The organism is Streptomyces sp. NPDC088387 (assembly GCF_044753385.1).
Lineage (GTDB): Bacteria > Actinomycetota > Actinomycetes > Streptomycetales > Streptomycetaceae > Streptomyces.
The window spans coordinates 23908-45410 of the sequence record NZ_JBIVNC010000006.1 but is presented as its reverse complement, the minus strand read 5'-3'; the positions used below and the strand labels follow the sequence as shown (position 1 = coordinate 45410).

At 71.4% G+C, this 21503-nt stretch carries 18 protein-coding genes; 10 read left to right on the top strand and 8 right to left on the bottom strand.

What is annotated here, in order from left to right:
- The first annotated feature begins 231 nt into the window (after positions 1–231).
- The 4 genes from ACIQAC_RS17450 (at position 232) to ACIQAC_RS17435 (ending at position 6405) form a co-directional block, all read left to right on the top strand.
- The gene (locus tag ACIQAC_RS17450; protein ID WP_402191836.1) at positions 232–447 is read left to right on the top strand and encodes a type A2 lantipeptide; all 216 of its coding nucleotides are present in this window, start codon (positions 232–234) and stop codon (positions 445–447) included.
- 117 nt (positions 448–564) lie between these two features.
- Complete coding sequence (locus tag ACIQAC_RS17445; protein WP_402191835.1) at positions 565–1371, top strand: HlyD family efflux transporter periplasmic adaptor subunit; 807 nt, start codon at positions 565–567, stop codon at positions 1369–1371.
- Positions 1368–3587 carry an NHLP family bacteriocin export ABC transporter peptidase/permease/ATPase subunit gene (locus tag ACIQAC_RS17440; protein WP_402191834.1) on the top strand — a complete coding sequence of 740 codons (2220 nt, stop codon included), beginning with the start codon at positions 1368–1370 and terminating at the stop codon, positions 3585–3587. Before ACIQAC_RS17445 ends, ACIQAC_RS17440 begins: the two co-directional genes overlap by 4 nt.
- Before the next feature lies 1 nt (position 3588).
- On the top strand, positions 3589–6405 hold the full coding sequence (locus tag ACIQAC_RS17435; RefSeq protein ID WP_402191832.1) for an NHLP bacteriocin export ABC transporter permease/ATPase subunit: 2817 nt from the start codon (positions 3589–3591) through the stop codon (positions 6403–6405).
- Between the two features lie 4 nt (positions 6406–6409).
- Here the strand turns inward: ACIQAC_RS17435 and ACIQAC_RS17430 are convergent, their stop codons facing one another.
- From ACIQAC_RS17430 to ACIQAC_RS17415, 4 genes are all read right to left on the bottom strand, one after another.
- Positions 6410–6940 (bottom strand): SRPBCC family protein, encoded by a 531-nt coding sequence (locus ACIQAC_RS17430; protein ID WP_402191830.1) that lies wholly within the window; start codon positions 6938–6940, stop codon positions 6410–6412.
- A 6-nt stretch (positions 6941–6946) separates the two neighbouring features.
- The gene (locus tag ACIQAC_RS17425; RefSeq protein ID WP_402191828.1) at positions 6947–7288 is read right to left on the bottom strand and encodes an ArsR/SmtB family transcription factor; all 342 of its coding nucleotides are present in this window, start codon (positions 7286–7288) and stop codon (positions 6947–6949) included.
- A 31-nt stretch (positions 7289–7319) separates the two neighbouring features.
- Positions 7320–8207: an alpha/beta fold hydrolase gene (locus ACIQAC_RS17420; RefSeq protein ID WP_402191826.1), complete on the bottom strand. Its 888-nt coding sequence runs from the start codon at positions 8205–8207 to the stop codon at positions 7320–7322.
- Positions 8208–8395: 188 nt separating this feature from the next.
- Complete coding sequence (locus tag ACIQAC_RS17415; protein WP_402191824.1) at positions 8396–8830, bottom strand: subtilase-type protease inhibitor; 435 nt, start codon at positions 8828–8830, stop codon at positions 8396–8398.
- Positions 8831–9166: 336 nt separating this feature from the next.
- On the opposite strand from ACIQAC_RS17415, the gene ACIQAC_RS17410 reads away from it, so the two are divergent.
- The 3 genes from ACIQAC_RS17410 to ACIQAC_RS17400 all read left to right on the top strand — a co-directional run bounded on the left by ACIQAC_RS17410 (position 9167) and on the right by ACIQAC_RS17400 (position 12747).
- Positions 9167–9769: a hypothetical protein gene (locus ACIQAC_RS17410; protein WP_402191823.1), complete on the top strand. Its 603-nt coding sequence runs from the start codon at positions 9167–9169 to the stop codon at positions 9767–9769.
- Positions 9770–9869: 100 nt separating this feature from the next.
- Entirely contained in the window at positions 9870–11447 is a 1578-nt protein-coding gene (locus ACIQAC_RS17405; protein WP_402191822.1) for a purine-cytosine permease family protein, read from the top strand.
- Positions 11448–11586: 139 nt separating this feature from the next.
- The gene (locus ACIQAC_RS17400; RefSeq protein ID WP_402191820.1) at positions 11587–12747 is read left to right on the top strand and encodes a lactate 2-monooxygenase; all 1161 of its coding nucleotides are present in this window, start codon (positions 11587–11589) and stop codon (positions 12745–12747) included.
- Between the two features lie 42 nt (positions 12748–12789).
- On the opposite strand, the gene ACIQAC_RS17395 is transcribed toward ACIQAC_RS17400, so the two are convergent.
- The 3 genes from ACIQAC_RS17395 to ACIQAC_RS17385 all read right to left on the bottom strand — a co-directional run bounded on the left by ACIQAC_RS17395 (position 12790) and on the right by ACIQAC_RS17385 (position 15530).
- On the bottom strand, positions 12790–14391 hold the full coding sequence (locus tag ACIQAC_RS17395; protein WP_402191819.1) for an RICIN domain-containing protein: 1602 nt from the start codon (positions 14389–14391) through the stop codon (positions 12790–12792).
- A gap of 500 nt (positions 14392–14891) precedes the next feature.
- Positions 14892–15275 (bottom strand): toxin Doc, encoded by a 384-nt coding sequence (locus ACIQAC_RS17390; RefSeq protein WP_402191817.1) that lies wholly within the window; start codon positions 15273–15275, stop codon positions 14892–14894.
- A 3-nt stretch (positions 15276–15278) separates the two neighbouring features.
- Positions 15279–15530: a hypothetical protein gene (locus tag ACIQAC_RS17385; RefSeq protein WP_402191816.1), complete on the bottom strand. Its 252-nt coding sequence runs from the start codon at positions 15528–15530 to the stop codon at positions 15279–15281.
- A gap of 181 nt (positions 15531–15711) precedes the next feature.
- On the opposite strand from ACIQAC_RS17385, the gene ACIQAC_RS17380 reads away from it, so the two are divergent.
- From ACIQAC_RS17380 to ACIQAC_RS17370, 3 genes are read left to right on the top strand one after another with little or no spacing between them, the layout of a single operon-like run.
- Positions 15712–16629: a sigma-70 family RNA polymerase sigma factor gene (locus ACIQAC_RS17380; RefSeq protein WP_402191815.1), complete on the top strand. Its 918-nt coding sequence runs from the start codon at positions 15712–15714 to the stop codon at positions 16627–16629.
- Entirely contained in the window at positions 16626–18176 is a 1551-nt protein-coding gene (locus ACIQAC_RS17375; RefSeq protein WP_402191813.1) for a cytochrome bc complex cytochrome b subunit, read from the top strand. The genes ACIQAC_RS17380 and ACIQAC_RS17375 overlap by 4 nt, the downstream gene beginning before the upstream one ends.
- A 15-nt stretch (positions 18177–18191) precedes the next feature.
- Complete coding sequence (locus ACIQAC_RS17370) at positions 18192–18980, top strand: acyl carrier protein (RefSeq protein WP_402191812.1); 789 nt, start codon at positions 18192–18194, stop codon at positions 18978–18980.
- On the opposite strand, the gene ACIQAC_RS17365 is transcribed toward ACIQAC_RS17370, so the two are convergent.
- The gene (locus ACIQAC_RS17365) at positions 18970–21234 is read right to left on the bottom strand and encodes a glycoside hydrolase family 9 protein (protein WP_402191811.1); all 2265 of its coding nucleotides are present in this window, start codon (positions 21232–21234) and stop codon (positions 18970–18972) included. The genes ACIQAC_RS17370 and ACIQAC_RS17365 overlap by 11 nt on opposite strands.
- Positions 21235–21503: the final 269 nt, after the last annotated feature.

Sequence of the window (21503 nt, the reverse complement as noted above, 5' to 3'; positions counted from 1 at the left end):
CCATGCCGTGCGCGGCCCTGCACGGTTGGTCACCTCTGGGGCTCAAGTGCCCTGGTGGGACGGTTGTTTGATTGGCTGCCCCGGGTCGGGGCGTGCTTTGATCCATCGCACCGCCAGGGCCGTGGGGATGCCCCGCAAGGAGCACTCCGCGCCTGACGGCCGCGGCCGTCATCTGTCCCCAGAGGGGGCCGCTCCCCCCTTGTGAATATCCATACGAAGGGAAGTTCCCCCATGAACTCCACCCCCCAGGTTGAGACCGTCGAGATCTCCGACGCCGAGCTCGACAACGTCTCCGGCGGCCTTTCCGTCAACGCCGTCAACACCATCACCGGTGCGGTGGACAGCATTGCCCCGGTCTCCGGCATCCTCGACACCGTCGTCGGCACGGTCGAGGGTGTGACCGGCCTGAACACCGCCCCGGTCACCAACCTGGTCGCCGGTCTCTGATCGCACCGGTCGCACCGTCGAGTCCCGGAACCGCCCCGCGGTTCCGGGACTCACGGATGTCTCGAATCGCCCTTGTGAACCCGCGAATCACTCCTGTGGACCGGTGAGGGATCAACCGTGCAGTTCCGTCAGCAGGCCCTCGCCAAGCTCCAGTCGCCGGAGGAGCTCGACCTTCCGGTGCGTCTCGCCCGCCCCCAGGGCTGGCTCGTGCTGTCGGTGACCGTGGTCGCGATGGCCGCCGCCTCCGTGTGGGCGGTGTCCGGTTCGGTCACCTCCACGGTGAGCGCGCCCGCCGTCCTCTCCCACGGCGAGGGCAGTTACATACTCCAGAGCCCGGTGGCCGGCCAGGTGACCGCGGTCCTGGCGAAGCAGGGCGAGCGGCTGCCCGCGGACGCCCCCGTACTGAAGGTCCGTACGGCCGAGGGCGAGAGCGAGGTCCGTACCGTCGCCGCCGGGCGGGTCAGCGCGCTCGCCGCGACGGTCGGCCAGATCATCTCCACCGGCGCGAACGTCGCCGCGGTGGAGAAGGTCGCCCGCGCGGGCGACCCGCTGTACGCCACGGTGTACGTCCCCGCCGAGAGCGCCGCCACGATCCCCGCGAACGCCAGGGTCGACCTCACCGTCCAGACCGTGCCGAGCCAGGAGTACGGCGTGCTGCGCGGCCGGGTGAAGTCGGTGGACCGCTCCCCGCAGTCGGCGCAGCAGATCGCCGCGTTCCTCGGTGACAGCGGGCTCGGCGACCAGTTCACCAAGGACGGCCGCCCGGTCGCCGTGACCGTGCGCCTGGACAGGTCGTCCGGCACGGAGAGCGGGTACAGGTGGTCGTCGGCGGACGGGCCGCCGTATCCGCTCACCTCCATGACCATGGCCACGGGTTCGATCCGGCTGGCCGATCAGCGACCCGTCGATTGGCTGCTGCCGTGACCACCGCCCAGGAGACCCGGAGCAGACGCCGTTCCGCGCCGCCCAGGCGCAGGGTGCCCAAACCGCGTGGCGGGACCGTGCGGACACCGACCGTGCTCCAGATGGAGGCCGTCGAGTGCGGCGCCGCCTCCCTCGCGATGGTCCTCGGCCACTACGGCAGGCACGTTCCGCTGGAGGAGCTGCGGATCGCGTGCGGTGTCTCGCGGGACGGTTCGCGCGCGAGCAATCTGCTGAAGGCGGCCCGCAGTTACGGCCTGACCGCCAAGGGCATGCAGATGGACCTGGCGGCCCTCGCCGAGGTCAAGGCACCGGCCGTCCTGTTCTGGGAGTTCAACCACTACGTCGTCTACGACGGTATGGGCCGCCGTTTCGGGCGCCGGGGTGTGTTCGTCAACGATCCCGGCAAGGGCCGGCGTTTTGTGCCGATGGAGGACTTCGACGGCAGCTTCACCGGTGTGGTGCTGACGATGGAGCCGAACGACGACTTCGCGCGCGGCGGCCGTAAACCCGGCGTCTGGCGTGCGATGCCGGGCCGGCTGCGCGGCACCGCGGGCACCATGCCGGCCGCCGTCCTGGCGAGCCTGCTGCTGGTCCTGGTCGGGGCGGCGGTGCCCGCTCTCAGCCGGACCTACATCGACATGTTCCTGATCGGCGGGCAGACGTCACTGCTGGACGTGCTGTTCGCGTCCATGGGCGCCTGTGTGCTGCTCACGGTGGTGCTGACCTGGCTCCAGCAGGCCAACCTGCACCACGGCAGGATCATCTCCTCCACGCTGTCCAGTGCGCGTTTCCTGCGCCATCTGCTGCGGCTGCCGGTCACGTTCTTCTCCCAGCGCAGCCCGGCCGACCTGGTGCAGCGGCTCCAGTCGAACGACGCCGTGTCCGAGACGCTCGCCCGCGACCTGGCGGCGGCGGGTGTGGACGCCGTGGTCGTGGTGGTCTACGCCCTGCTCCTCTACACCTACGACCCGCAGCTCACCTTCGTCGGCATCGGTGTGGCCCTGCTGAACATCCTGGCCATGCGGATCGTCATCAAACTGCGGGCGACCCGCACGGCGAAGCTGCGGGCGGACAGCGCGCGGCTCACCAACACGGCCTACTCCGGGCTTCAGTTGATCGAGACGATGAAGGCGACCGGCGGCGAGGACGGCTACTTCCGCCGGTGGGCCGGGCAGCACGCCACCACCCTGGAGGAGCAGCAGCGGCTCGGTGTGCCGAGCGCCTGGCTGGGAGTGGTCGCACCGACCCTGGCGATGCTGAACAGCGCGCTGATCCTGTGGATCGGCGGTATGCGCGCGATCGAGGGTCATATCTCGGTGGGTCTGCTGGTCGCGTTCCAGGCGCTGGTGACCCGGTTCACGGCGCCGCTGACCCGGCTGAACGGGGTCGCGGGCCGGATCCAGGACTTCGCGGCGGACGTGGCCCGGCTGAAGGACGTGGAGAACTTCCGCGCCGACCCGGTCTACGACCGCCCCGGCGGCGACTCCACCCGCCGGCTGCACGGCCATGTCGAGCTGGAGGACATCACCTTCGGCTACAGCCCGCTCGACAAACCGCTGCTCACCGGCTTCGACCTGACGGTCGGCCCGGGACAGCAGGTGGCGCTGGTCGGCGGCTCGGGCAGCGGCAAGTCGACGGTGTCCCGGCTGATCTCGGGCCTGTACATGCCGTGGGAGGGCGTGATCCGGATCGACGGACAGCGTCTGGAGGACATTCCGCGCGGGGCGCTGGCCGCGTCGGTGTCCTTCGTGGACCAGGACGTGTTCCTGTTCGAGGGCTCGGTCCGGGACAACGTGGCGCTGTGGGACCCGTCGATCCCGGACGAGGCCGTGGTGGAGGCGCTGAAGGACGCGGCGCTGTGGGACGTGGTGGTGCGCAGGCCGGGCGGTGTGCACAGCCGGGTCGAGCAGGACGGCCACAACTTCTCCGGCGGGCAGCGGCAACGACTGGAGATCGCGCGGGCGTTGGTGCGCCGGCCGAGCATCCTCGTCCTCGACGAGGTGACCAGCGCGCTCGACGCGGAGACCGAACTGGTCGTGATGGACAACCTGCGCCGCCGGGGCTGTGCGTGTGTGGTGATCGCGCACCGGCTGAGCACCGTGCGCGACAGCGACGAGATCGTGGTCCTGGAGCACGGCGCGATCGTGGAACGCGGGCGGCACAACGAGCTGGTGGCGCGCGGCGGCGTGTACGCGGCGCTGGTCAGGGAGCGGTGAGATGACGTCCGTCGATGAGGGCGACCTCGTGCTCGGGGCGCTGGGCGCGCTCGGCACCCGTCTGGACTGCGCGGGGTACAACCGGCTCGACCTGGAGGGGCCGCAGGTGCTGTGGCTGGTCGCGTCCGGCGCGCTCGACTTGTTCGCGGTCGACGCGGCACAGCAGGGGCACTGGCACCACCTGGGCCGTTTGGAGACGGGTTCGCTGCTGCTCGGCCCGGTCGCGGGACCGCAGCACACGCTGATCGCCCGCCCGGTGCGGGACTGTGTGGTGCACCGCGTCGAGCTGCGCGAGCTGTACCAGCCGGCCGGCACCCAGACCTGGTCGTACGACGCGTACGGCAACCCGCAGTACGTGCCGCCGACGACGAGCCCGCTGGAGTACGCCCTCGCGCTCGGTGTGGGCCGTGGTCTGTCGGTGCTGTTCCAGGCGCCGATGGCGAACGAACGGCCCCAGGAGGTCACCGACGACGACGTGTTCTGGATGCAGGTGCCGCCGGGCAGTGTGCAGTACGGCTCGGTGTACGGCGCCGAGGCCGCCGCCGATCTGCTGATGGACCCGGCGCTGTGGCAGAGCCTGGTCGACCAGCAGTACCGCCTGCTCACCACGCTCGACCGCTGGATCGAGCAGCTGGAGCGCACCCACGAGACCCGGACGGCCGCCGGTATCAAGGCCGGTGAGGCGGTGCGCGACGAGGCGAACCGGACCCTGCTCGCCGCGATCGGCCGCACCTCGGAGCGGCGCGCGACGGCGGCGGACGCGGACGCGACGTACGCCGCGTGCAAGCTGGTCGCCCGCGCGGCGGGTATCGCGCTCGCCGAACCCGCGCAGGGCGGCACCGAGAGCGACCGCCTCGACCCGGTGGAGCGCATCGCACTGGCCTCGCGGGTACGCGCGCGTGCGGTGCGGCTCGACGGGCGCTGGTGGCGGGAGAACGTGGGGCCGCTGGTGGGGCACCGGGCGCTGTCCGGGGCGCCGGTCGCGCTGCTGTGGCGGCGCGGCGGCTATGTCGCGGTGCATCCGTCGACCGGCCGGGAGACGCCGGTGGAGAAGGCCAACGCGGCCGAGTTCAAGCCGCGCGCGGTGATGTTCTACCGTCCGCTGCCCGAGCGCGGGCTCGGTCCGCTCGGGCTGCTGCGGTTCACCCTGCGGGGCACCCGCGGCGATGTGACCGGGCTGCTGCTGAGCGGTCTGGTGACGGTGGCGATCGGCGCGCTGGTGCCCATCGCCACGGGCAAGGTGCTCGGCGAGTTCGTGCCGAAGGCCCAGTCGGACCTGATCGTGCAGGTCTGTCTCGCGGTGATGGTGTCGAGCGTGGTCGCGGCGACCTTCATGCTGCTCCAGAACATGACGATCCTGCGTCTGGAGGGCCGTATCGAGGCGACCCTCCAGCCGGCCGTCTGGGACCGGCTGCTGCGGCTGCCCACGACGTTCTTCACCGGGCGCTCCACCGGTGAACTGGCCAGTGCCGCCATGGGTGTCAGCGCGATCCGGCGGCTGCTCGCGGGGGTCGGCCCGGTGGTCGCGCAGTCGGTGACCGTCGGCACGATGAACCTGGGGCTGCTGCTGTGGTTCAGCGTGCCCATGGCGCTCGCCGCGATCGGCATGCTCGTGGTGATCGCGGCGGTGTTCCTCGGGCTCGGGCTGTGGCAGGTGCGCTGGCAGCGCCGCCTGGTCGTGCTCACCAACAAGCTGAACAACCAGGCGTTCCAGACCCTGCGCGGACTGCCGAAGCTGCGGATCGCGGCCGCCGAGAACTACGCGTACGCCGCGTGGGCGGGCGAGTTCGCGCGCAGCCGGGAGCTCCAGCAGCGGGTCGGCCGGATCAAGAACCTGACCACCGTGCTCGGCGCGGTGTATCTGCCGGTGTGCTCGCTGCTGATGTTCATGCTCCTCGCGGGCCCGGCACGGGGCTCGATGTCCGCCGCCGACTTCCTCGCGTTCAACACCTCGGTGACCATGGTCCTGACCTCGGTCACCCAGTTGACCGGCGCCTTCGTCTCGGCGGTGGGCGCGCTGCCGCTGTACGAGGAGATCAAGCCGGTGCTGCACGCCACGCCCGAGGTACGTACGGCGAGCACCCGGCCGGGTCCGCTGACGGGCGCGATCGAGGCGCGGCGGCTGTCGTTCCGGTACTCCGACGACGGGCCGCTGGTCCTGGACGACGTGTCGTTCGAGGTGCGGGCGGGCGAGTTCGTGGCGGTCGTCGGACCGAGCGGCTGCGGCAAGTCGACGCTGCTGCGTCTGCTGATCGGCTTCGACAGGCCGGTCTCCGGGAGCGTCCTGTACGACGGGCAGGACCTGGCGGCGCTGGACCAGTCGGCGGTGCGGCGGCAGTGCGGGGTGGTGCTCCAGCACGCGCAGCCGTTCACCGGGTCGATCCTGGACGTCATCTGCGGCACCGAGCCCTGCACGCCCGAAGAGGCCATGGCGGCGGCCGAGATGGCGGGGCTCGCCGAGGACATCAAGCGGATGCCGATGGGTCTGCACACCATCGTCGCGGGCAACGGCGCGGTGTCCGGCGGTCAGCGTCAGCGGCTGATGATCGCCCAGGCGCTGATCCGCCGGCCGCGGATCCTGTTCTTCGACGAGGCGACCAGCGCCCTCGACAACGAGACGCAGCGGCAGGTCATCGAGAGCACCAAGGCGCTTGACGCCACCCGGATCGTGATCGCGCACCGGCTGTCGACGGTGCGCGACGCGGACCGGGTGATCGTCATGGAGAACGGCCGGGTCGCCCAGCAGGGCCCGCCCGCGCAGTTGCTGGCGGACACGGGCGGGCGGCTGCACGAGCTGGTGCGGCGGCAGTTGGCGTGAGCCGTCAGGCGTCGGCGCGCGGGATCTCGGCGCCCGCGGGGAAGCCGGCGTCGACGTAGCCGTCGTAGAACCCCTTCCAGGGTGCCTCGGCGCCGGCGTGCGCTCCCTCGACCTTCTCGCCGCGCGCCTTGGCGTCCAGGGCGGAGAGGCAGACCTCCCAGCCGGCGCCGTTGCGGGCGGCGGTGTCCTCGGCGACCAGCACGTTGGTGAGGGTGAACCGGGTGCGCGTGGCGCCGAGCGGCTCCAGGTCGAAGTGCAGTTCGTCGCCGCCCCAGTCGAAGGAGAGGTGGCGGGGCGGGTCCACGGCGATCATCGTGCCGGTGAACTCCTCCATGGCGGGGTCGCCGGAGAACGTCACGGCCCCGCCCGGCCGCAGGTCCATCTCGGCGCGGGAGGGGAACCATCCGGCGAGTTCGTCCGGGTCGGTGACGAAGTGCCAGACCCGGTCGACGGAGTGGTCGTACTCCCGGCTGAACCGGATCGCGGGGCGGCCGTCGTCGAGGGTCAGGAAGGTACCGGTGAGGTCGGCGGGCATGGTGGATCATTCCTTCGGTGGGGTGGACTCGGTGCTGTCCGGCGTCTCGTCGAGGCGGCGGCCCAGGGTGTCCAGGCTGCGGTTCCACAGCGTGCGGTAGGGCGCGAGCCAGGCGTCGAGCGCGGCGATGGGGGCGGGGTCGAGGGCGTAGACGCGCCGCTGCGCGTCCTGCCGCACCCGCACGAGCCCCGCGTCCCGCAGCACCCTCAGATGCTTGGACGTGCCCGGCTGGCTCAGACCGCATTCCGCCACGATCTCGCCCACCGACCGCGGCCGCTCCAGGAGCAGCGCGACGATGGCCCGCCGGTGCGGATCGGCGAGGGCGGACCAGAGCGGGTCGTCGGACATGACTCCATATTCCCCGCCGGTTATATACCTGTCAAGGCATACGCAATGTTCCGCCGCGGGGTCGGTCCCGCTCCCACATCTCGGGGACGTCACCGGTACGGCTGTGCAACTGCGTCAGCAGCGGCCGCAGCGCAGCCGCGAAGACCGCGGGTGCGCGCAGGAACTCCATGTGGATGCCGGGGAACTCGGCCCAGGGCGCGCCGATCCGGCGGGCGATCTCAACGGACGGGCGGGCGTAGTACGTGCCCCGGTCCTCGGCCCCGGCGCCCAGCACGATCGGGAAGGACGCCCGCTTCAGCGCGGCCTCGTCGGGGTGGAAGCCGCCGAAGCCGGGCCACTCCACGGAGAAGAGGTGGTCCTGATTGCCCAGGAACCGGGTCCACAGGTCACCGGGCCAGCGGTACGTCCCCTCGCCGCGTGTGGTGCGCGCGAACTCGCGCCCGGCCGCCGGGGCGCCGCCCTGCGCGTACAGGTCCGCCATCCGCGCGAAGAAGGCGCGGTCCGGGTCGCCGTCGGGCAGCACGTTCACCGCGGGCGGCTCGTGGGCGACGAGGCCGGTCAGCACCTCGGGGTGCAGGGCGGCCAGCGTGAGGCCGATGATCGCGCCGCCGCTGTTGCCGAACACCAACGCCCTGCCGCCGCCCGGGCCTTCGATCAGCGCACGGGCGTCGGCGGCCTGCCGGCCCAGGTCCATCGGCCCGCCCGGTCCGTCCGGCCCGCCCGATCCCCCGCCGGTACTGCGGGAGTTGCCGCGCCGGTCGTAGGTGATCACGGTGAAGGCGTCCGCGAGCTGCTCGGCGACGTCCGTGTAGTAGCCGGCGTCTCCCCCGGCACCACTGATCATCAGCAGCACGGGACCGCTCCCCCGCACCTCGTGGTACAGCTCCGCACCGTCGACCTCGATCACACCACCGCGCACCGCGTACTCCCTCTCACCGGACCGGGCCTCGCGACCAGCATCCCCGGAAACGACGCCGAGGGTCGGCAGGCGGCCCCACTCCGCCCACCGACCCTCTGTGCGAGATCGCGGATGCCCCGCGTCAGGGGCCCACACTCCCCATCCGTGGGCCGCTTGCCGCGCTCACGGGGGACCCGCGACCCCGGTCCCTAGAAGGAGAAGACGCTGATCCCGTGGGAGCGCTTCATGCAGTCGTTGGAGAACACGCGCTCGTAGGCGACGCGCTGCCCCTGCCAGACGCCGGAGACGGTGACGACCACGGGCCGGTACTCCCGCGTGCACATCACGCCGGTCTCGCTGCCGAGGGCGTCGAAGTCGCCGTCGGCGTCGGCCAGTTCGGCGCAGGCCTCGCCGGGCGCCGGGTGCGTGCCGCTCGGCGCCGGCGCGCAGCTGAGGGTGACGGCACGCTCCGGGGCGGCCGCGGTGGCGGCCTCGCCCCGGCCCACGGTGAGCACCAGGGCCGACGGGGCGTAGAGCGACGCCGGGGTGTGGGCGGGTTCGGCGAGGGCGGATCCGGTGAGAGGACCGCAGACGGCCGTGGCGGTGAGGCCGATGGTCGCTGCCCAGCGCGCGGTGTTCCGCATTGTGTGCATCCTTCCGCTTGTGGTCGGCGGACTGCCGACGGGATACCGACCGGAGCCCGGTGGGGCCCCGATGCGGCGAGCGCGAGTCTGCCGAGTCCGGCGCCGAAAGACATCTCGACCCCATCGCTTTCAGTAACATTGCGTATTGAATCAGTGGCGTGAAGTGACGGAGGGCGGACGCCACAACCGCTCAACCGTGCGGTTCTTGATCGTCACCGATGGCCGAATGGCCGTTTTGCCCCGGCCCGTTAATCGGCCTGAAACATTCCGATTGAGCTCTCGGCGGAGCCTCCGCGACCCCTTGTCTTCGCGGTGTTGCGGAGTAATGGTGATTACATGGTTACAACAGAGCAGACTCAGAAGTTGCGCGGCTGGTTCGCGGGCCGGCTGCCGGACGACCTCTTCGAGGAGGTGGCCGAGGTGACGGCCGACCGCGAGGAGATCACCGTGGTCGGGCGCATCCCCGAACCCCGGCTGGCGGAGGACGCGTCGGACGCCGAGCGGAAGGCGGCCGTGCAGAGCCGGATCCAGGAGTTCCGGGAGCGGACGCGCGAGACGCGGATGGCGGTCGCCCGCGAGGCGGAGCACCGGTTCGGCCGCAAGGTGTCCTGGGGCGTGCGGTGCGGCGCCGAACGGGCGCTGTACACCCATGTCGCCGCCCCCGTGATGACCCGGCTGCGGCAGCCCGAGCGCCAGGTCCTCGACACCCTGATCGCGGGCGGGGTGGCCCGCAGCCGCAGCGACGCGCTCGCCTGGTGCGTACGGCTGGTGCAGCGGCACACGGACGACTGGCTGACCGAACTGCGCGACTCCCTGGAGCAGGTCCAGCGGGTCCGCGCGCAGGGTCCGGACGCGGAACCGGAGGCCGGCACCGAGGGCGGTGCGGAGGACGGTGCGGAGGACGGGACCGGGGAGGCGCCGGAGACGGACAAGTCCTGAGAACCCCTGGTCCGGGCCGGTCGATTCATCCACCCCGCCCGCGAAAGCTGGATGAAGCGTCCACTGGTCCGGGGCCGGGGGCCGGCCCTAGGGTCACCAGATGTCCCAGGCACCACAGGCCCCCACTCCCCCACCGCTCACCGAGGTCGAGACCCACGGTGTGGAGCGGATCCCCGACGCCGACCGCACGGCGACTCCCCTGGATCTGTTCCGGCTCGCGTTCGGCGGCGCCAACACCTTCTCCACCTGCGTCCTCGGCGCCTTCCCGATCCTGTTCGGGCTCTCCTTCTGGCAGGGTCTCGCCGCCACGCTGCTCGGCGTCGCCGCGGGCGCGCTGATCCTCTGCCCGATGGCCGTGTTCGGCCCGGTCAACGGCACCAACAACGCCGTCTCCTCGTCGGCGCACCTCGGTGTGCACGGCCGGGTGGTCGGCTCGTTCCTCTCCCTGCTGACCGCGGTCGCGTTCTTCTCGATCTCGGTGTGGAGCTCGGGCGACGCGCTGATCGGCGGCGCCCACCGCCTCTTCGGCCTAACCCGCTCCGACCTGTCGTACGCCGTCGCCTACGGTCTGTTCGCCGTCCTGGTGCTCGCGGTGTGCGTGTACGGCTTCCGGTTCATGCTGCTGGTCAACAAGGTCGCCGTGGTCTCCGCGACCACCCTCTTCCTGCTCGGCGCGATCGCGTTCGCCGGTGACTTCGACCCCTCGTACGCGGGTGTCTTCACGGACTCGGCGGACGCGGAGACGCAGGCGCTGTTCTGGCCGTCGTTCATCGGCGCGGCCCTGATCGTGCTCTCCAACCCGGTCTCGTTCGGCGCGTTCCTCGGCGACTGGTCGCGGTACATCCCGGCGAGCACACCGCTCCGCAGGGTGGTCGGCGCCGCGTTCCTGTCGCAGATCGCGACCCTGCTGCCGTTCGTGTTCGGACTCGCGACCGCGAGCATCATCGCGAACAAGGCGCCGGACTACGTCGATCCGGCCGCCCCCGACTTCGTGGGCGGACTGCTGGCCGTCTCGCCGTCCTGGTTCTTCCTGCCGGTGTGCCTGCTCGCGCTGATCGGCGGCCTCTCGACTGGCACCACGGCGCTGTACGGCACCGGCCTGGACTTCTCGTCGGTGTTCCCCCGGCTGTCGCGGGTGCAGGCGACCGTGCTGGTCGGCGCGGTGTCGATCGCGTTCATCTTCGTCGGGCGGTTCGCGCTGGACATCGTGCAGTCCATCTCCACGTTCGCCACGATGATCATCACGTGCACCACCCCGTGGATGGTCGTGATGATCCTCGGCTACTGGACGCGGCGCGGCTGGTACGACCCGGAGGCGCTCCAGGTGTTCAACCGCCGTCAGCGGGGCGGCCGTTACTGGTTCGCGCACGGCTGGAACTGGCGTGGTCTGACGGCCTGGTGGGTCGCCGCGCTGGTCGGCGTCCTCTTCACCAACATCCCGGGGCAGTTCGTGGGCCCGCTGGGCGAACTGGCGAACGGCGTCGACATCGGCCTGCCGCTGTCCCTGGCCACGTCGGCCCTGCTCTTCCTGTCCCTGCTGCGCCTGTTCCCTGAGCCCCGGGCGGTGTACGGACCGCGGGGCGCCCGGCTGGCCCGCACGGTGGACGTACCGGTACGGCCGATCACGGGGCCGGGGACGGACGGGCCGTCCCCGGCGACTGCCGGCGCCCCGCGCTAGGTTGGCGCCGGGACGGGAGCTCGCGCGGATCCTGGCGGAGTCGACGGGGAGAGCCTGACTCCGGCCCTCTGGACGTGTCCGGACCGACTGGTCAGTATCGTCGGCAGCAACGCGCTCGACGAGAGGCGGGAACGCACGGATGGCCAAGCACTGGGCGGACTTCCAGTACGAGATCTACCTCAACGGCATGACGGGCGCGGTCCCGCGGCTGCCGACCGATCTGACCCGCCTGGAGGAGCTCACCGAGCAGCGGCTCGGCCCCGGTCCGGTGGGCTATGTGGCGGGCAGCGCCGGTGACGGCAGTACCGCCCGCGCCAACCGCGAGGCCCTGCGGCGGCGCCGGATCGTGCCGCGGATGCTGCGCGACGTGCACGAGCGCGACCTCTCGGTCGAGGTGCTCGGCCGCTCGCTGCCCGCCCCACTGGCCCTCGCGCCGGTCGGTGTGCTGTCGATCATGCACCCCGGAGCCGAACCGGCCGCCGCCCGCGCCGCGGCCGCGCAGGGTGTGCCGTTCATCCTGTCCTCGGCGTCCAGCACACCCATGGAGCAGGTCGCGGAGGCGATGGGGGACGCCGAGCGCTGGTTCCAGCTGTACTGGCCCAAGGACCCCGAGGTGACGCTGAGCTTCCTGCGGCGGGCGAAGGCGTGCGGCTTCTCGGTGCTGGTGGTCACGCTGGACACACCGATGATCTCCTGGCGGCCCCGGGACCTGGACCAGGCGTATCTGCCGTTCCTGCGGGGCGTGGGCACCGCCAACTACTTCACCGACCCGGCGTTCCGGGCGGGCCTCGCCAAGCCCGTGCACGAGGATCCGAACGCGGCGGTGATGCACTTCGTGAGCCTGTTCTCCGATCCCGCGAAGACCTGGCCGGACCTGGCGTTCCTGCGGGAGAACTGGAGCGGTCCGATCGTCCTGAAGGGCGTACTGCACCCGGACGACGCCCTGTTGGCGGCCGATGCCGGTATGGACGGTGTGGTGGTGTCCAACCACGGCGGCCGGCAGGTCGCGGGCTCGGTGGCGGCGGCGGACGCGCTGCCGCGGGTCGCCGAGGCGGCCGGAGACCGTCTCACCGTGCTGTTCGACAGCGGCGTCCGCACGGGCGACGACATGGCCAAGGCGCTCGCGCTCGGGGCGCGGGCGGTCCTGGTGGGGCGCCCGTACGTCTACGGCCTGGGCCTGGACGGCCAGTCCGGGGTGGAGCACGTCATCCGCTGCCTCCTGGCCGAACTGGACCTGACCCTGGCCCTGTCGGGCCACACGACACCCACCACACTCACGGCGGCGGACCTCGACGAGTGACCGGGGCCACCCGACGGCGGCCGGCCGTCCGGACGCCCCCGCCTACCCCAGGTCCGCGATCTTCACGGCGCCCCCGACGGGATCGGCCGCGCCCTCCGACAGGGATCCGGGGCTCTCCGTGGGCGAGTCGATCACCCACCGCTGTCCGTCGGACCGGTCCCGGACCTTGACGACGATGTCCGACGACAGCTCCTCCGTGGCGGACGCGAGCGCCAGCCCCTCGTCCCAGCGCGCCAGCAACTCGCCCTGCACGGTGAGGTCGTAGCGCACGTCGTCGGCCCGCTCCTGGTCCTCCTCCGCGCAACTGCCGAGGATCACCACACCCGCGTCGGCGTGCGAGTCCAGGCACAGCTCCGGCGCGGCCACGCTCCGCAGCATGCCGTCCGCGTCGTACGTCCACTGCTGGGAGACGTCGGAGGAGCACTCGACGAGTTCGGTCCCGGCGCCGGCCTTCGCCTCGCCGCGGACGGCGAGGCACCCGTCGGCGCCCACGTTGCGCAGCCGGGTCCGCTCGCCCGAGTTCGGCAGTCCCGCGGTGTCCGGCGGGGTGGCGGGCGCTCTCTCGGTGCCGCCGCCCGCGCTGTCCGACGCGATCGGGTCGGAGTCGCCGCCGTCGCCCCACACGGTGGCCGCCAGGACCACCGCGAGCAGTCCTGCGGAGACCAGGCCGACGCCGGTGAGCAGCGCGCGTGAGGAGCGCGGGCCGCCGGCGGCGCGGCGCAACGGCAGGGTGAAGCGCGGCACGGTCCGGTGCCGTCCGGCCCCTCCGTCGCCGCGGCGGCCCGTGCCCCGGCCGCGGGGGCCCGGTTCGGTGCGGCCGGGCCGTGAGTCCCGGTAGCGGCGTCCGCCCCAGCCGAGCACGGCCTCGGCGAGCAGGATGTCCAGACCGCCCTCGATGTGGCTCAGTTGTTCGGCCGCGTCGCGGCAGTAGCGGCACTCGGCGAGATGCTGCTGCACATCGGGCAGGAGGGCTCCGCCGCGCCGAATCGGAACGTCGAGGAGGCGGTTGTAGTAGCCACAGTCTTTGCTGGGTGCGAGTTGCCGGTGGGCCCGGACAAGTCCTTCGCGGAATTTGTCACGTGCCTGTTCGAGTCCTGCCGACGCGCTGTCGGGATCCAGGCCGAGCAGATTGGCGGAAACGGTTATCGGCTCCGCTTCGACCTCGGTGTGCCAGAGCAGACACTGGTTGAGTGCGGTAAGGCCCTGGAATGCGCGTTCCGCGAGGACGCGATTTTCCGGCGTCGGCGACTTTGTTGTGCGCATGCCACGGCCACCGGCCGGTTTCCGCAAGTCCGGGAGTACCGCCACTATTCGTTCCTCGGTGGACCATTGCCGGACGACGTCCCGGGCGGCGACGAGGAGCCGCGGCCGCAGTGCGACACCCGGCTCGCCCAGCGTCAGGCGGTCGAACACCTGGTGGAAGGCGGCCGCCGTGACCATGGCCGCCAGGTCGGCCGACGTGGCCAGGCAGATGACCGCGTAGTCCTCGACGGGCCGCCAGTGCCGGGCCATGAGCACCGCGGTGGAGTGCGCGACTTCGGTGTCCGTGGTGCCGCTGAGCCGGGCGGCGAGGGACTCGTCGGATTCTCCGGGCACCCCGCCGGTCGGCGGGTGGGGCGGACGAGGAGGGTGGGGGGTGGGCACTGAGCGGATTCCTTCCCACGCGCGCGTGACACACAGGTTTTTCGGTCGCCGAAAGGGGCCCAAAATGGTGCGTACCTTTAAGGCGTGGTCGCGGGGAGCGTGAATTCACCGGTGACTCGCCCGATCCCGTTCCTCGACGGGACCGTGAGCCCCCGGTCATTACCCCCCAGGGGGCTAAACCCTCGCACACGTCACTCAAGGCCAACAAGGCACTTGGGCAACATCCATAACGCTGATGGAAAGTCAGACAACAAGAACCGCACACCACACCGCTCGGATTTTGTCATTCCGAGCACCCCGTGTGATTCACACGCCCGCGCCGGAGCAGCGCGCACGCTCCCCGCGCGCACCGCCCCGGTAGTGCACTGGACCCGGCCCTTCCCGCGAGGCCACGTGCAGGACGGCGGCTCTCCTGCGCGAAACGGGCCGCCGGCCCCGATCCTCCGCCCTCGGCCGGCGGCCCCGGGAAGGGAGCCCGGCGCCAGGGGGCACGCGCGGGCTCAGATCTGCCAGGAGCGCAGCCGGTCCGCCGCGCCGTACACGTCCGTCTTGCCGTCGATCAGATCGCGGGCGAGGTCCACCAGCGCCCCGTACGGCGGGTCGATGCCGACATCGCTGACGAACATGTAGGCCACCGCGGTCGCGCAGGCGAAACGGGCGTTGGCCGAGGGCAGCGGTTTGAGCAGGGCGAGGGTGTGCAGCAGCGCGGCGGCCCGCCAGGCCGGGTCGGAGTCCACGCCGAGCCGCGGTGGGTCGACCCGGTGCCGGGCGACGGCGGCGACCAGGGCGGAGAAGTCGTTGACCGTCGGCTGGTCCGGCAGGACCTCCTCGTGGCGCTGGAGCAGCCAGGGGACGTCGATGTGGATGACGGGGGCGGCGGTCATCGGTCAGCCGACCCGCCCGACGTCCCGGGCCGCCGCGGACGGTTCGTCCTCGGGGAACGCGGCGGCGAACTCGTCGGCATGGGACGCGAAGAACTGGCGGAACGCCGCCGCGCCCTCCTTCAGCGCCCGGTGCCGGGCGATGTCCGCGGCGGCGGCCTCGCGCACGAGCGCCTTCATCGACGTACCGCGCTCCTTGGCGATCTGCCGGAGATCCTCCAGTTCGCGGTCACTGAACTCCACGTTGAGAGCTGGCATGCCCCAACGGTACCGCCGGGGTACTTACTCGTAAATATCGCCTGCTCATGGCGGACGCGAGACGGTACCGGGCGAGATATTTCCGTGAGACGTGGGTCACATCCGGCCCGATCCATGTCACATTCCGGCCCGTTCGGCCCCTCCCAGTGGTGAGCGAGAGCACCGCTGCGGAGGGCCATGCATGTCCGAGACACCTGTTCCCGACACCGACGACCCGCTGGACGAGGCCACGGGGGTGTACGTCGACAACCGTGAGCTGCTGTTCGGCCTCGTCTACAACATCCTCGGCAGCGTCGCCGACACCGAGGACGTCCTCCAGGAGACCTGGCTGTCGTGGACGGCCCGGGGCCGGGGACGCGACCTGACGGAGATCGAGCGCCCGGGCGCGTACCTGGTGCGCGTCGCCGTGAACCACGCGCTCGCCCGGCGCGCGGCGATCGTCCGCCGTCAGGAGACCTACGTCGGCCCGTGGCTGCCCGAGCCGCTGGTCGCCGACGACGATCCGGCGCTGCGCGCCGAGTCCGTGTCGCTGGCGCTGCTGGTGGTGCTGGAGTCGCTGACCCCGCTGGAGCGGGCGGTGTTCGTCCTCAACGAGGTGTTCGGGTACGCGCACACCGAGATCGCGGACATCATCGACCGCTCCCCCGCGGCCGTACGGCAGCTCGCGCACCGGGCGCGGGCCCATGTGCACGCGCGGCGGCCGCTGTACCAGGCGCATCCGCGGGTGCGCCGGGAGGCGACCGAGCGGTTCGTGCGGGCGGCGCTCGGCGGGAACATAGCCGAGCTGATGGAGATCCTCGCGCCGGACGTGACGGTGTGGTCGGACGGCGGCGGCAGAAGCGCGGCCGGACCGCGCCCGGTGCACGGCCGGGACAAGGCCGTCCGGCTCATCGCCGGGTTCGCGGGGAAGGGAGCGTCGAAGCGGCTGGAGTTGCGCTACCGGCAGGTCAACGGGGACGCGGCGGCGGTGCTGTTCCAGGGCGAGAACCCGTATGCGGTGATGGTCATGGACCTCACCCCCGACGGCGAGCGGGTCTCCGACATCTACATCGTCTCCAACCCCGACAAGCTCACCCACGTGCCCAGGGAGGACGCGTGAGAACCGTGGAGCGGCCCGGGCGGGGCGAGCGCGTCGCCGACTGGTTCGACGGCCGGCTCGGCACCCACACCCTGGGCAGGAAGTACCTGCGCAAGGTCTTCCCCGACCACTGGTCCTTCCTGCTCGGGGAGATCTGTCTCTACAGCTTCGTGGTGCTGGTCCTGACCGGTGTGTGGCTGACGTTCTTCTTCCATCCGTCGATGAACGAGGTGGTGTACGACGGCAGTTACACCCCGCTGAACGGTGTGCGGATGTCGGAGGCGTACGCCTCGACGCTGGACATCAGCTTCGACGTGCGCGGCGGTCTGCTGATCCGGCAGATCCACCACTGGTCGGCGCTGGTCTTCGTGGCCGCGATGCTCACGCACATGATGCGGCACTTCTTCACGGGGTCGTTCCGCAGGCCGCGCGAGGTCAACTGGCTGTTCGGCTGGAGCCTGCTCTTCCTCGGCCTGTTCGAGGGGCTGTTCGGCTACTCGCTCCCCGACGACCTGCTGTCCGGCACCGGTCTGCGGTTCGTCGACGGCGCCCTGCTGTCCGTACCGATCGTGGGCACGTATCTGTCGATGTTCGTGTTCGGCGGCGAGTTCCCGGGCCACGACATCGTGGGGCGTTTCTACTCGCTGCACATCCTGGTGATCCCCGGCATCATGGCAGCGCTGATCGTGGCGCACCTCATTCTGGTCGTGTACCACAAGCACACCCAGTTCGCGGGGCCCGGCCGCACCGAACGCAACGTGGTGGGCGCCCCGTTCATGCCGGTCTACCTGGCGAAGGCGGGCGGGTTCTTCTTCCTGGTCTTCGGTGTCCTCACGGTGATCGCGGCGGTGGCGAGCATCAACCCCGTGTGGAGCTACGGCCCGTACCGCGCGGACCAGGTCTCCACGGGCGCCCAGCCCGACTGGTACCTGGGCTTCGCCGAGGGGCTGGTCCGGGTGATGCCCGGCTGGGAGATCACTCTGTGGGGTCACACCCTTGTCCTGGGGGTGCTGATCCCGATCGTGGCCTTCCCGCTGCTCCTGCTGTTCATCGGCGTCTACCCGTTCCTGGAGGCCAGGTTCACGGGTGCCGACCGCGAGCACCATCTGCTGGACCGGCCCCGCGACCGGCCCGTGCGCACGGCGATCGGCGCGGCCTGGATCAGCCTCTATCTCGTCCTGCTGGCGGGCGGTGGCAACGACATCGTGGCGACCCGTCTGCATCTGTCCATCAACGCCGTGACCTGGGCGGTGCGCATCGGCGTGTTCGTCGTGCCGGCCGTCGTCCTCGTCGTCACCCGGCGTGTCTGCCTGGGTCTCCAGCTCCGCGACCGGGAGCTGGTGGAGCACGGCCGGGAGACGGGACGCGTCAGACGGCTGCCGCACGGCGAGTACGTCGAGATCCACGAACCGCTGGACCCGGCCCGACTGCACACCCTCACCGCGCACCGGCGCGACGAGCACCGACCGAGCCTCCCCGAAGAGTCCGTACAACCCCCGGCGTCATCCCGGTGTCACACCTCACGTACCCGCACCACGGGTACACCGGGGGACCAACACCTCACCTGACCACGGGGAGTTCACATGTCCATGCGCTCAATGGCCGCCTGGCCGACCGCCGTCGCCGCCCTCGTCCTGGCGGCCACGGCGGTGGCCGTGCCGTCCGCCCACGCGGCGGACGAGGACGACTACCGGCTGACCCTCACCAGCAGTTCCGACACCACCGACTTCGGCCACCGCACGGTCGATCTGTCCGGCACCCTGACCCGGCCCGACGGCACACCCGCGGCCGACGCGCCGGTCAGGCTTCAGGCGTCGTTGCTGTTCAACACCTGGAACCCGTGGGGCGACCCGATCGACCCGATCACGGGAGAGGGCCGGGACCTCGGCACCGTGCGCACGGACGCGAACGGCAGGTTCGTACTGGAGGACGTGCCCGCGGACCGGGTGCCGAGCACGCCGGGCCGCACGCTCTTCCCCCGCCACGAGGTGGTGTTCTACGCGAGCCACGACGCCGATCCCGCCGACCCGGGTTACGTCTCCGCGGACACCACGGTGAACGTGCAGGCCGAGTCGAGCACGCTCACCTACCAGGTCAACAAGCGCAAGGTCCGCGAGGGCGAGTACCTCATCGTGACCGGCAAGGTCGCCTGGCCGGCCGGGCTCGGCCCCGTCGCGGGCACCCGGGTGCTCCTGCGGACCTACTTCGAGAACGCGTACAACGCGCAGACCACCACCGACGCGAGCGGCAACTTCATGCTCCGCGCCAAGATCGACCGCGACGACAACGAGTTCGTGGTGTTCTCCTCGCCCACGGACTACTACATCGCGGGCGAGGGGCACACCCTCCCGGTCGAGAACGTCACCCCCTGACCGGCCGGTCTGCCGGCGCTCGGCCCTGGTCGGCCACGAAGGACGCCATCCTGGCCAGGGCCGAGTTCCAGTTGATCGTGTGTTCGTTCGTCGACCAGGACTGGATGTCGTCGATGTAGCAGAACTGGCCCACGCAGCCCTGGAGTCTCTCCTGCGCGAGGGGGTCCTGGATGCTCGAGTTGGGTCCCCCGGCGAGGGTGCCCGCCGGCGGTGACGGCAGTTTGGGGTCGAGCTGGCGGGCGTACCAGCGGCTGTGCTGGTGGTGCGCGGCGACCTCGCCGTACCCGGTGACGTACGAGATGTTCAGCGCGTTGCGGCCGAGCAGGTAGTCCATGCTCTCCAGGGCACCGTCCCGGTACTTCCGGTCGCCCGTGAGGTCGTAGGCGGTGGCGAGGACGACCGCGTTGTGCAGGATCTGGTGGTTGGAGCCCCAGTCGAAGCGGTTGTCGCCGGGGGCGTACGGCATCCCGTAGGCCTGTGCGTCCAGGGTGGCGAGGTAGGTGTCGGCGCCCCGGGTCACCGAGCGGCGGACCCGGTCCCCGCCGGGGAGCCGGTTGGGCACGGTCGCGAGGTCCAGGCGGCCCGCGGCGGCCGTGCGCGCCCAGTCGTAGCCGAGCGGGCCGAAGATGTCGGCCGTGTGGACGGGTGAGCCGAGGATGTGGCGCTCGAACTGCTTCTCGCCGGTGGTGAGATACAGCTCGGCGGCGGCCCAGTAGAACTCGTCGGTGGCGTCGTCGTCGGGATAGGCGCCGCCGCCGGTGCCGTCGTTGGGATCGGCGTACGTGGTGGGGTGGGCGAGCGCCGCCGACCAGGCCGTGCGCGCGGCGGTGAGGGCGCGTGCCGCGAACCGGCGGTCGTGGGGGCGGTAGAGCCGGGCCGCCTGGGCCGCCGTGGCGGCGAGGTTCAGGGTGGCCTGGGTGGTCGGCGGGTGCAGTGCGCGCGGCTGCGGGTCGTCGTCCGGCAGCAGCGGCAGGCCCGTCCACTGCTCGTCGTGCACCTTGTGATGCGCCATCCCGGCCAGCGGCTGCCCGGCCGGCACCTGCATCTTCAGCAGGAACTCCAGTTCCCAGCGGGCCTCGTCGAGGATGTCCGGCACCTTGTTGCCGCTCTCCGGGATGGCGAGGGTGCCGTCGCCGAGCCGGCCGGGATCGGCGGTGCGGGCGTGCAGGGCGCGTTCGTACGTGCTCAGCACCTCCCAGGTCGAGATACCGCCGTTGACGACGTACTTGCCGTGGTCGCCCGCGTCGTACCAGCCTCCGGTGACGTCGAGTGTGTAGTCGCAGACCCCCGCCCGGCAGGGGACCGCGCCGTCGCCCTGGTTGGGTGCCACGTCGACGTGGCCCGCGGGGCGGCCGTAGCCGGGGCGCAGGTCGTCGCGGACCGGGGTGCCGCTGCGCTGGGTGTAGTAGTACTTCAGCGCGTCGAGCCGCAGCTTGTCGTAGGCGCTCGCGTCGATGTCGAAGGGGCGGCTCGTCTCACCGTCCGCGACCAGCGTGAAGCCCTGTCCTCGGCCGCGGAAGGCGCCGAAGTCGAGGGAGTGCACGGGCTCCCCGGAGGAGGCGTCGGTGCCGCGCGGGACGGTCCAGCCGTGCGCGACGGTCCGGCCGGCCGCGTTCTTCAGCTGCCAGGGCAGCCGCCGGGCCGCGTCCGTGACGACGGTGGCGTTCTTCGGCCCCGAGGGCAGATAGGCCACCTGGTTGACCCGGACGCGGGGCCCGGTGTCCGGCTCGTACGGCTCGGGCGCCACTCCGCCGAGCAGCGAGACGTCGTCCATGCAGAACCGCCAGTCGTCCGCGCCGCCGCCGGCCTGGAACGCGACCTGGCCGAGGGTCGTGTCGACGGGCGAGGTGAAGGTGTACGCGTACGCGCCCCCGCCGGGTTCGAGGTGCGGGGAGGCCTCGAACCACGTGTCGTACGGCTCCTGCGAGAGCCCCACCACCGCCCGGACGACCTGCCCCTCGGGCGCGCCCGACGCCTTGAAGGACAAGCGGTACGTCTCGCCCTTGACCAGGGTGATGCCGCTCTGGCCGACGGCCGCGTCCCAGCGGTTGGCGGTGCCTCCGGGCACCTCCGCGCAGAGCCGCCCCTCGACGGGAGAGGCCGTGACGTTGCTGGTCGTCCACCATGGCTCGGTGGTGGTGTCGAAGGTGCCGTTGCGGAGCCGCTCGGTCTCCTCGGCGCCGGCGGGCAGTGCGGTCAGGGCGGTGGCGAGCAGGGCCGTCAGGGTCAGCAGGGCGGTTCTGCGTCGTTGCACTTCGGGGCTCCTCTGCGAGGTGCGGGTGGCGAGGCGCGGGTGGCTCCCGTCGCTGGGAGCGCTCCCAGTGGCGGTCGCCCGCCATGGTTGTTCCAGTCATGACACCCCGTCAACGGTCCGGACGGGACGGGCCCGTCCGCGCGGGACACCGATCACCCCCTCGGCGTTCGTTGGTAGTTCAACTGCCTTCATTCGCGGCCAGGAAGCACTCAGTACCGATCGTGAAAGGACCAGATTCCGACGGCCTGCCACGCGGAGAGGTCGGGTCT

Excerpts from the sequence above, each read along its gene's own strand:
- ACIQAC_RS17450 (WP_402191836.1), top strand. The coding sequence starts at position 232 with ATGAACTCCACCCCCCAGGTTGAGACCGTCGAGATCTCCGACGCCGAG.
- ACIQAC_RS17435 (WP_402191832.1), top strand. The coding sequence starts at position 3,589 with ATGACGTCCGTCGATGAGGGCGACCTCGTGCTCGGGGCGCTGGGCGCG.
- ACIQAC_RS17430 (WP_402191830.1), bottom strand. The coding sequence starts at position 6,940 with ATGCCCGCCGACCTCACCGGTACCTTCCTGACCCTCGACGACGGCCGC.
- ACIQAC_RS17425 (WP_402191828.1), bottom strand. The coding sequence starts at position 7,288 with ATGTCCGACGACCCGCTCTGGTCCGCCCTCGCCGATCCGCACCGGCGG.
- ACIQAC_RS17415 (WP_402191824.1), bottom strand. The coding sequence starts at position 8,830 with ATGCGGAACACCGCGCGCTGGGCAGCGACCATCGGCCTCACCGCCACG.
- ACIQAC_RS17410 (WP_402191823.1), top strand. The coding sequence starts at position 9,167 with ATGGTTACAACAGAGCAGACTCAGAAGTTGCGCGGCTGGTTCGCGGGC.
- ACIQAC_RS17405 (WP_402191822.1), top strand. The coding sequence starts at position 9,870 with ATGTCCCAGGCACCACAGGCCCCCACTCCCCCACCGCTCACCGAGGTC.
- ACIQAC_RS17400 (WP_402191820.1), top strand. The coding sequence starts at position 11,587 with ATGGCCAAGCACTGGGCGGACTTCCAGTACGAGATCTACCTCAACGGC.
- ACIQAC_RS17390 (WP_402191817.1), bottom strand. The coding sequence starts at position 15,275 with ATGACCGCCGCCCCCGTCATCCACATCGACGTCCCCTGGCTGCTCCAG.
- ACIQAC_RS17385 (WP_402191816.1), bottom strand. The coding sequence starts at position 15,530 with ATGCCAGCTCTCAACGTGGAGTTCAGTGACCGCGAACTGGAGGATCTC.
- ACIQAC_RS17380 (WP_402191815.1), top strand. The coding sequence starts at position 15,712 with ATGTCCGAGACACCTGTTCCCGACACCGACGACCCGCTGGACGAGGCC.
- ACIQAC_RS17370 (WP_402191812.1), top strand. The coding sequence starts at position 18,192 with ATGTCCATGCGCTCAATGGCCGCCTGGCCGACCGCCGTCGCCGCCCTC.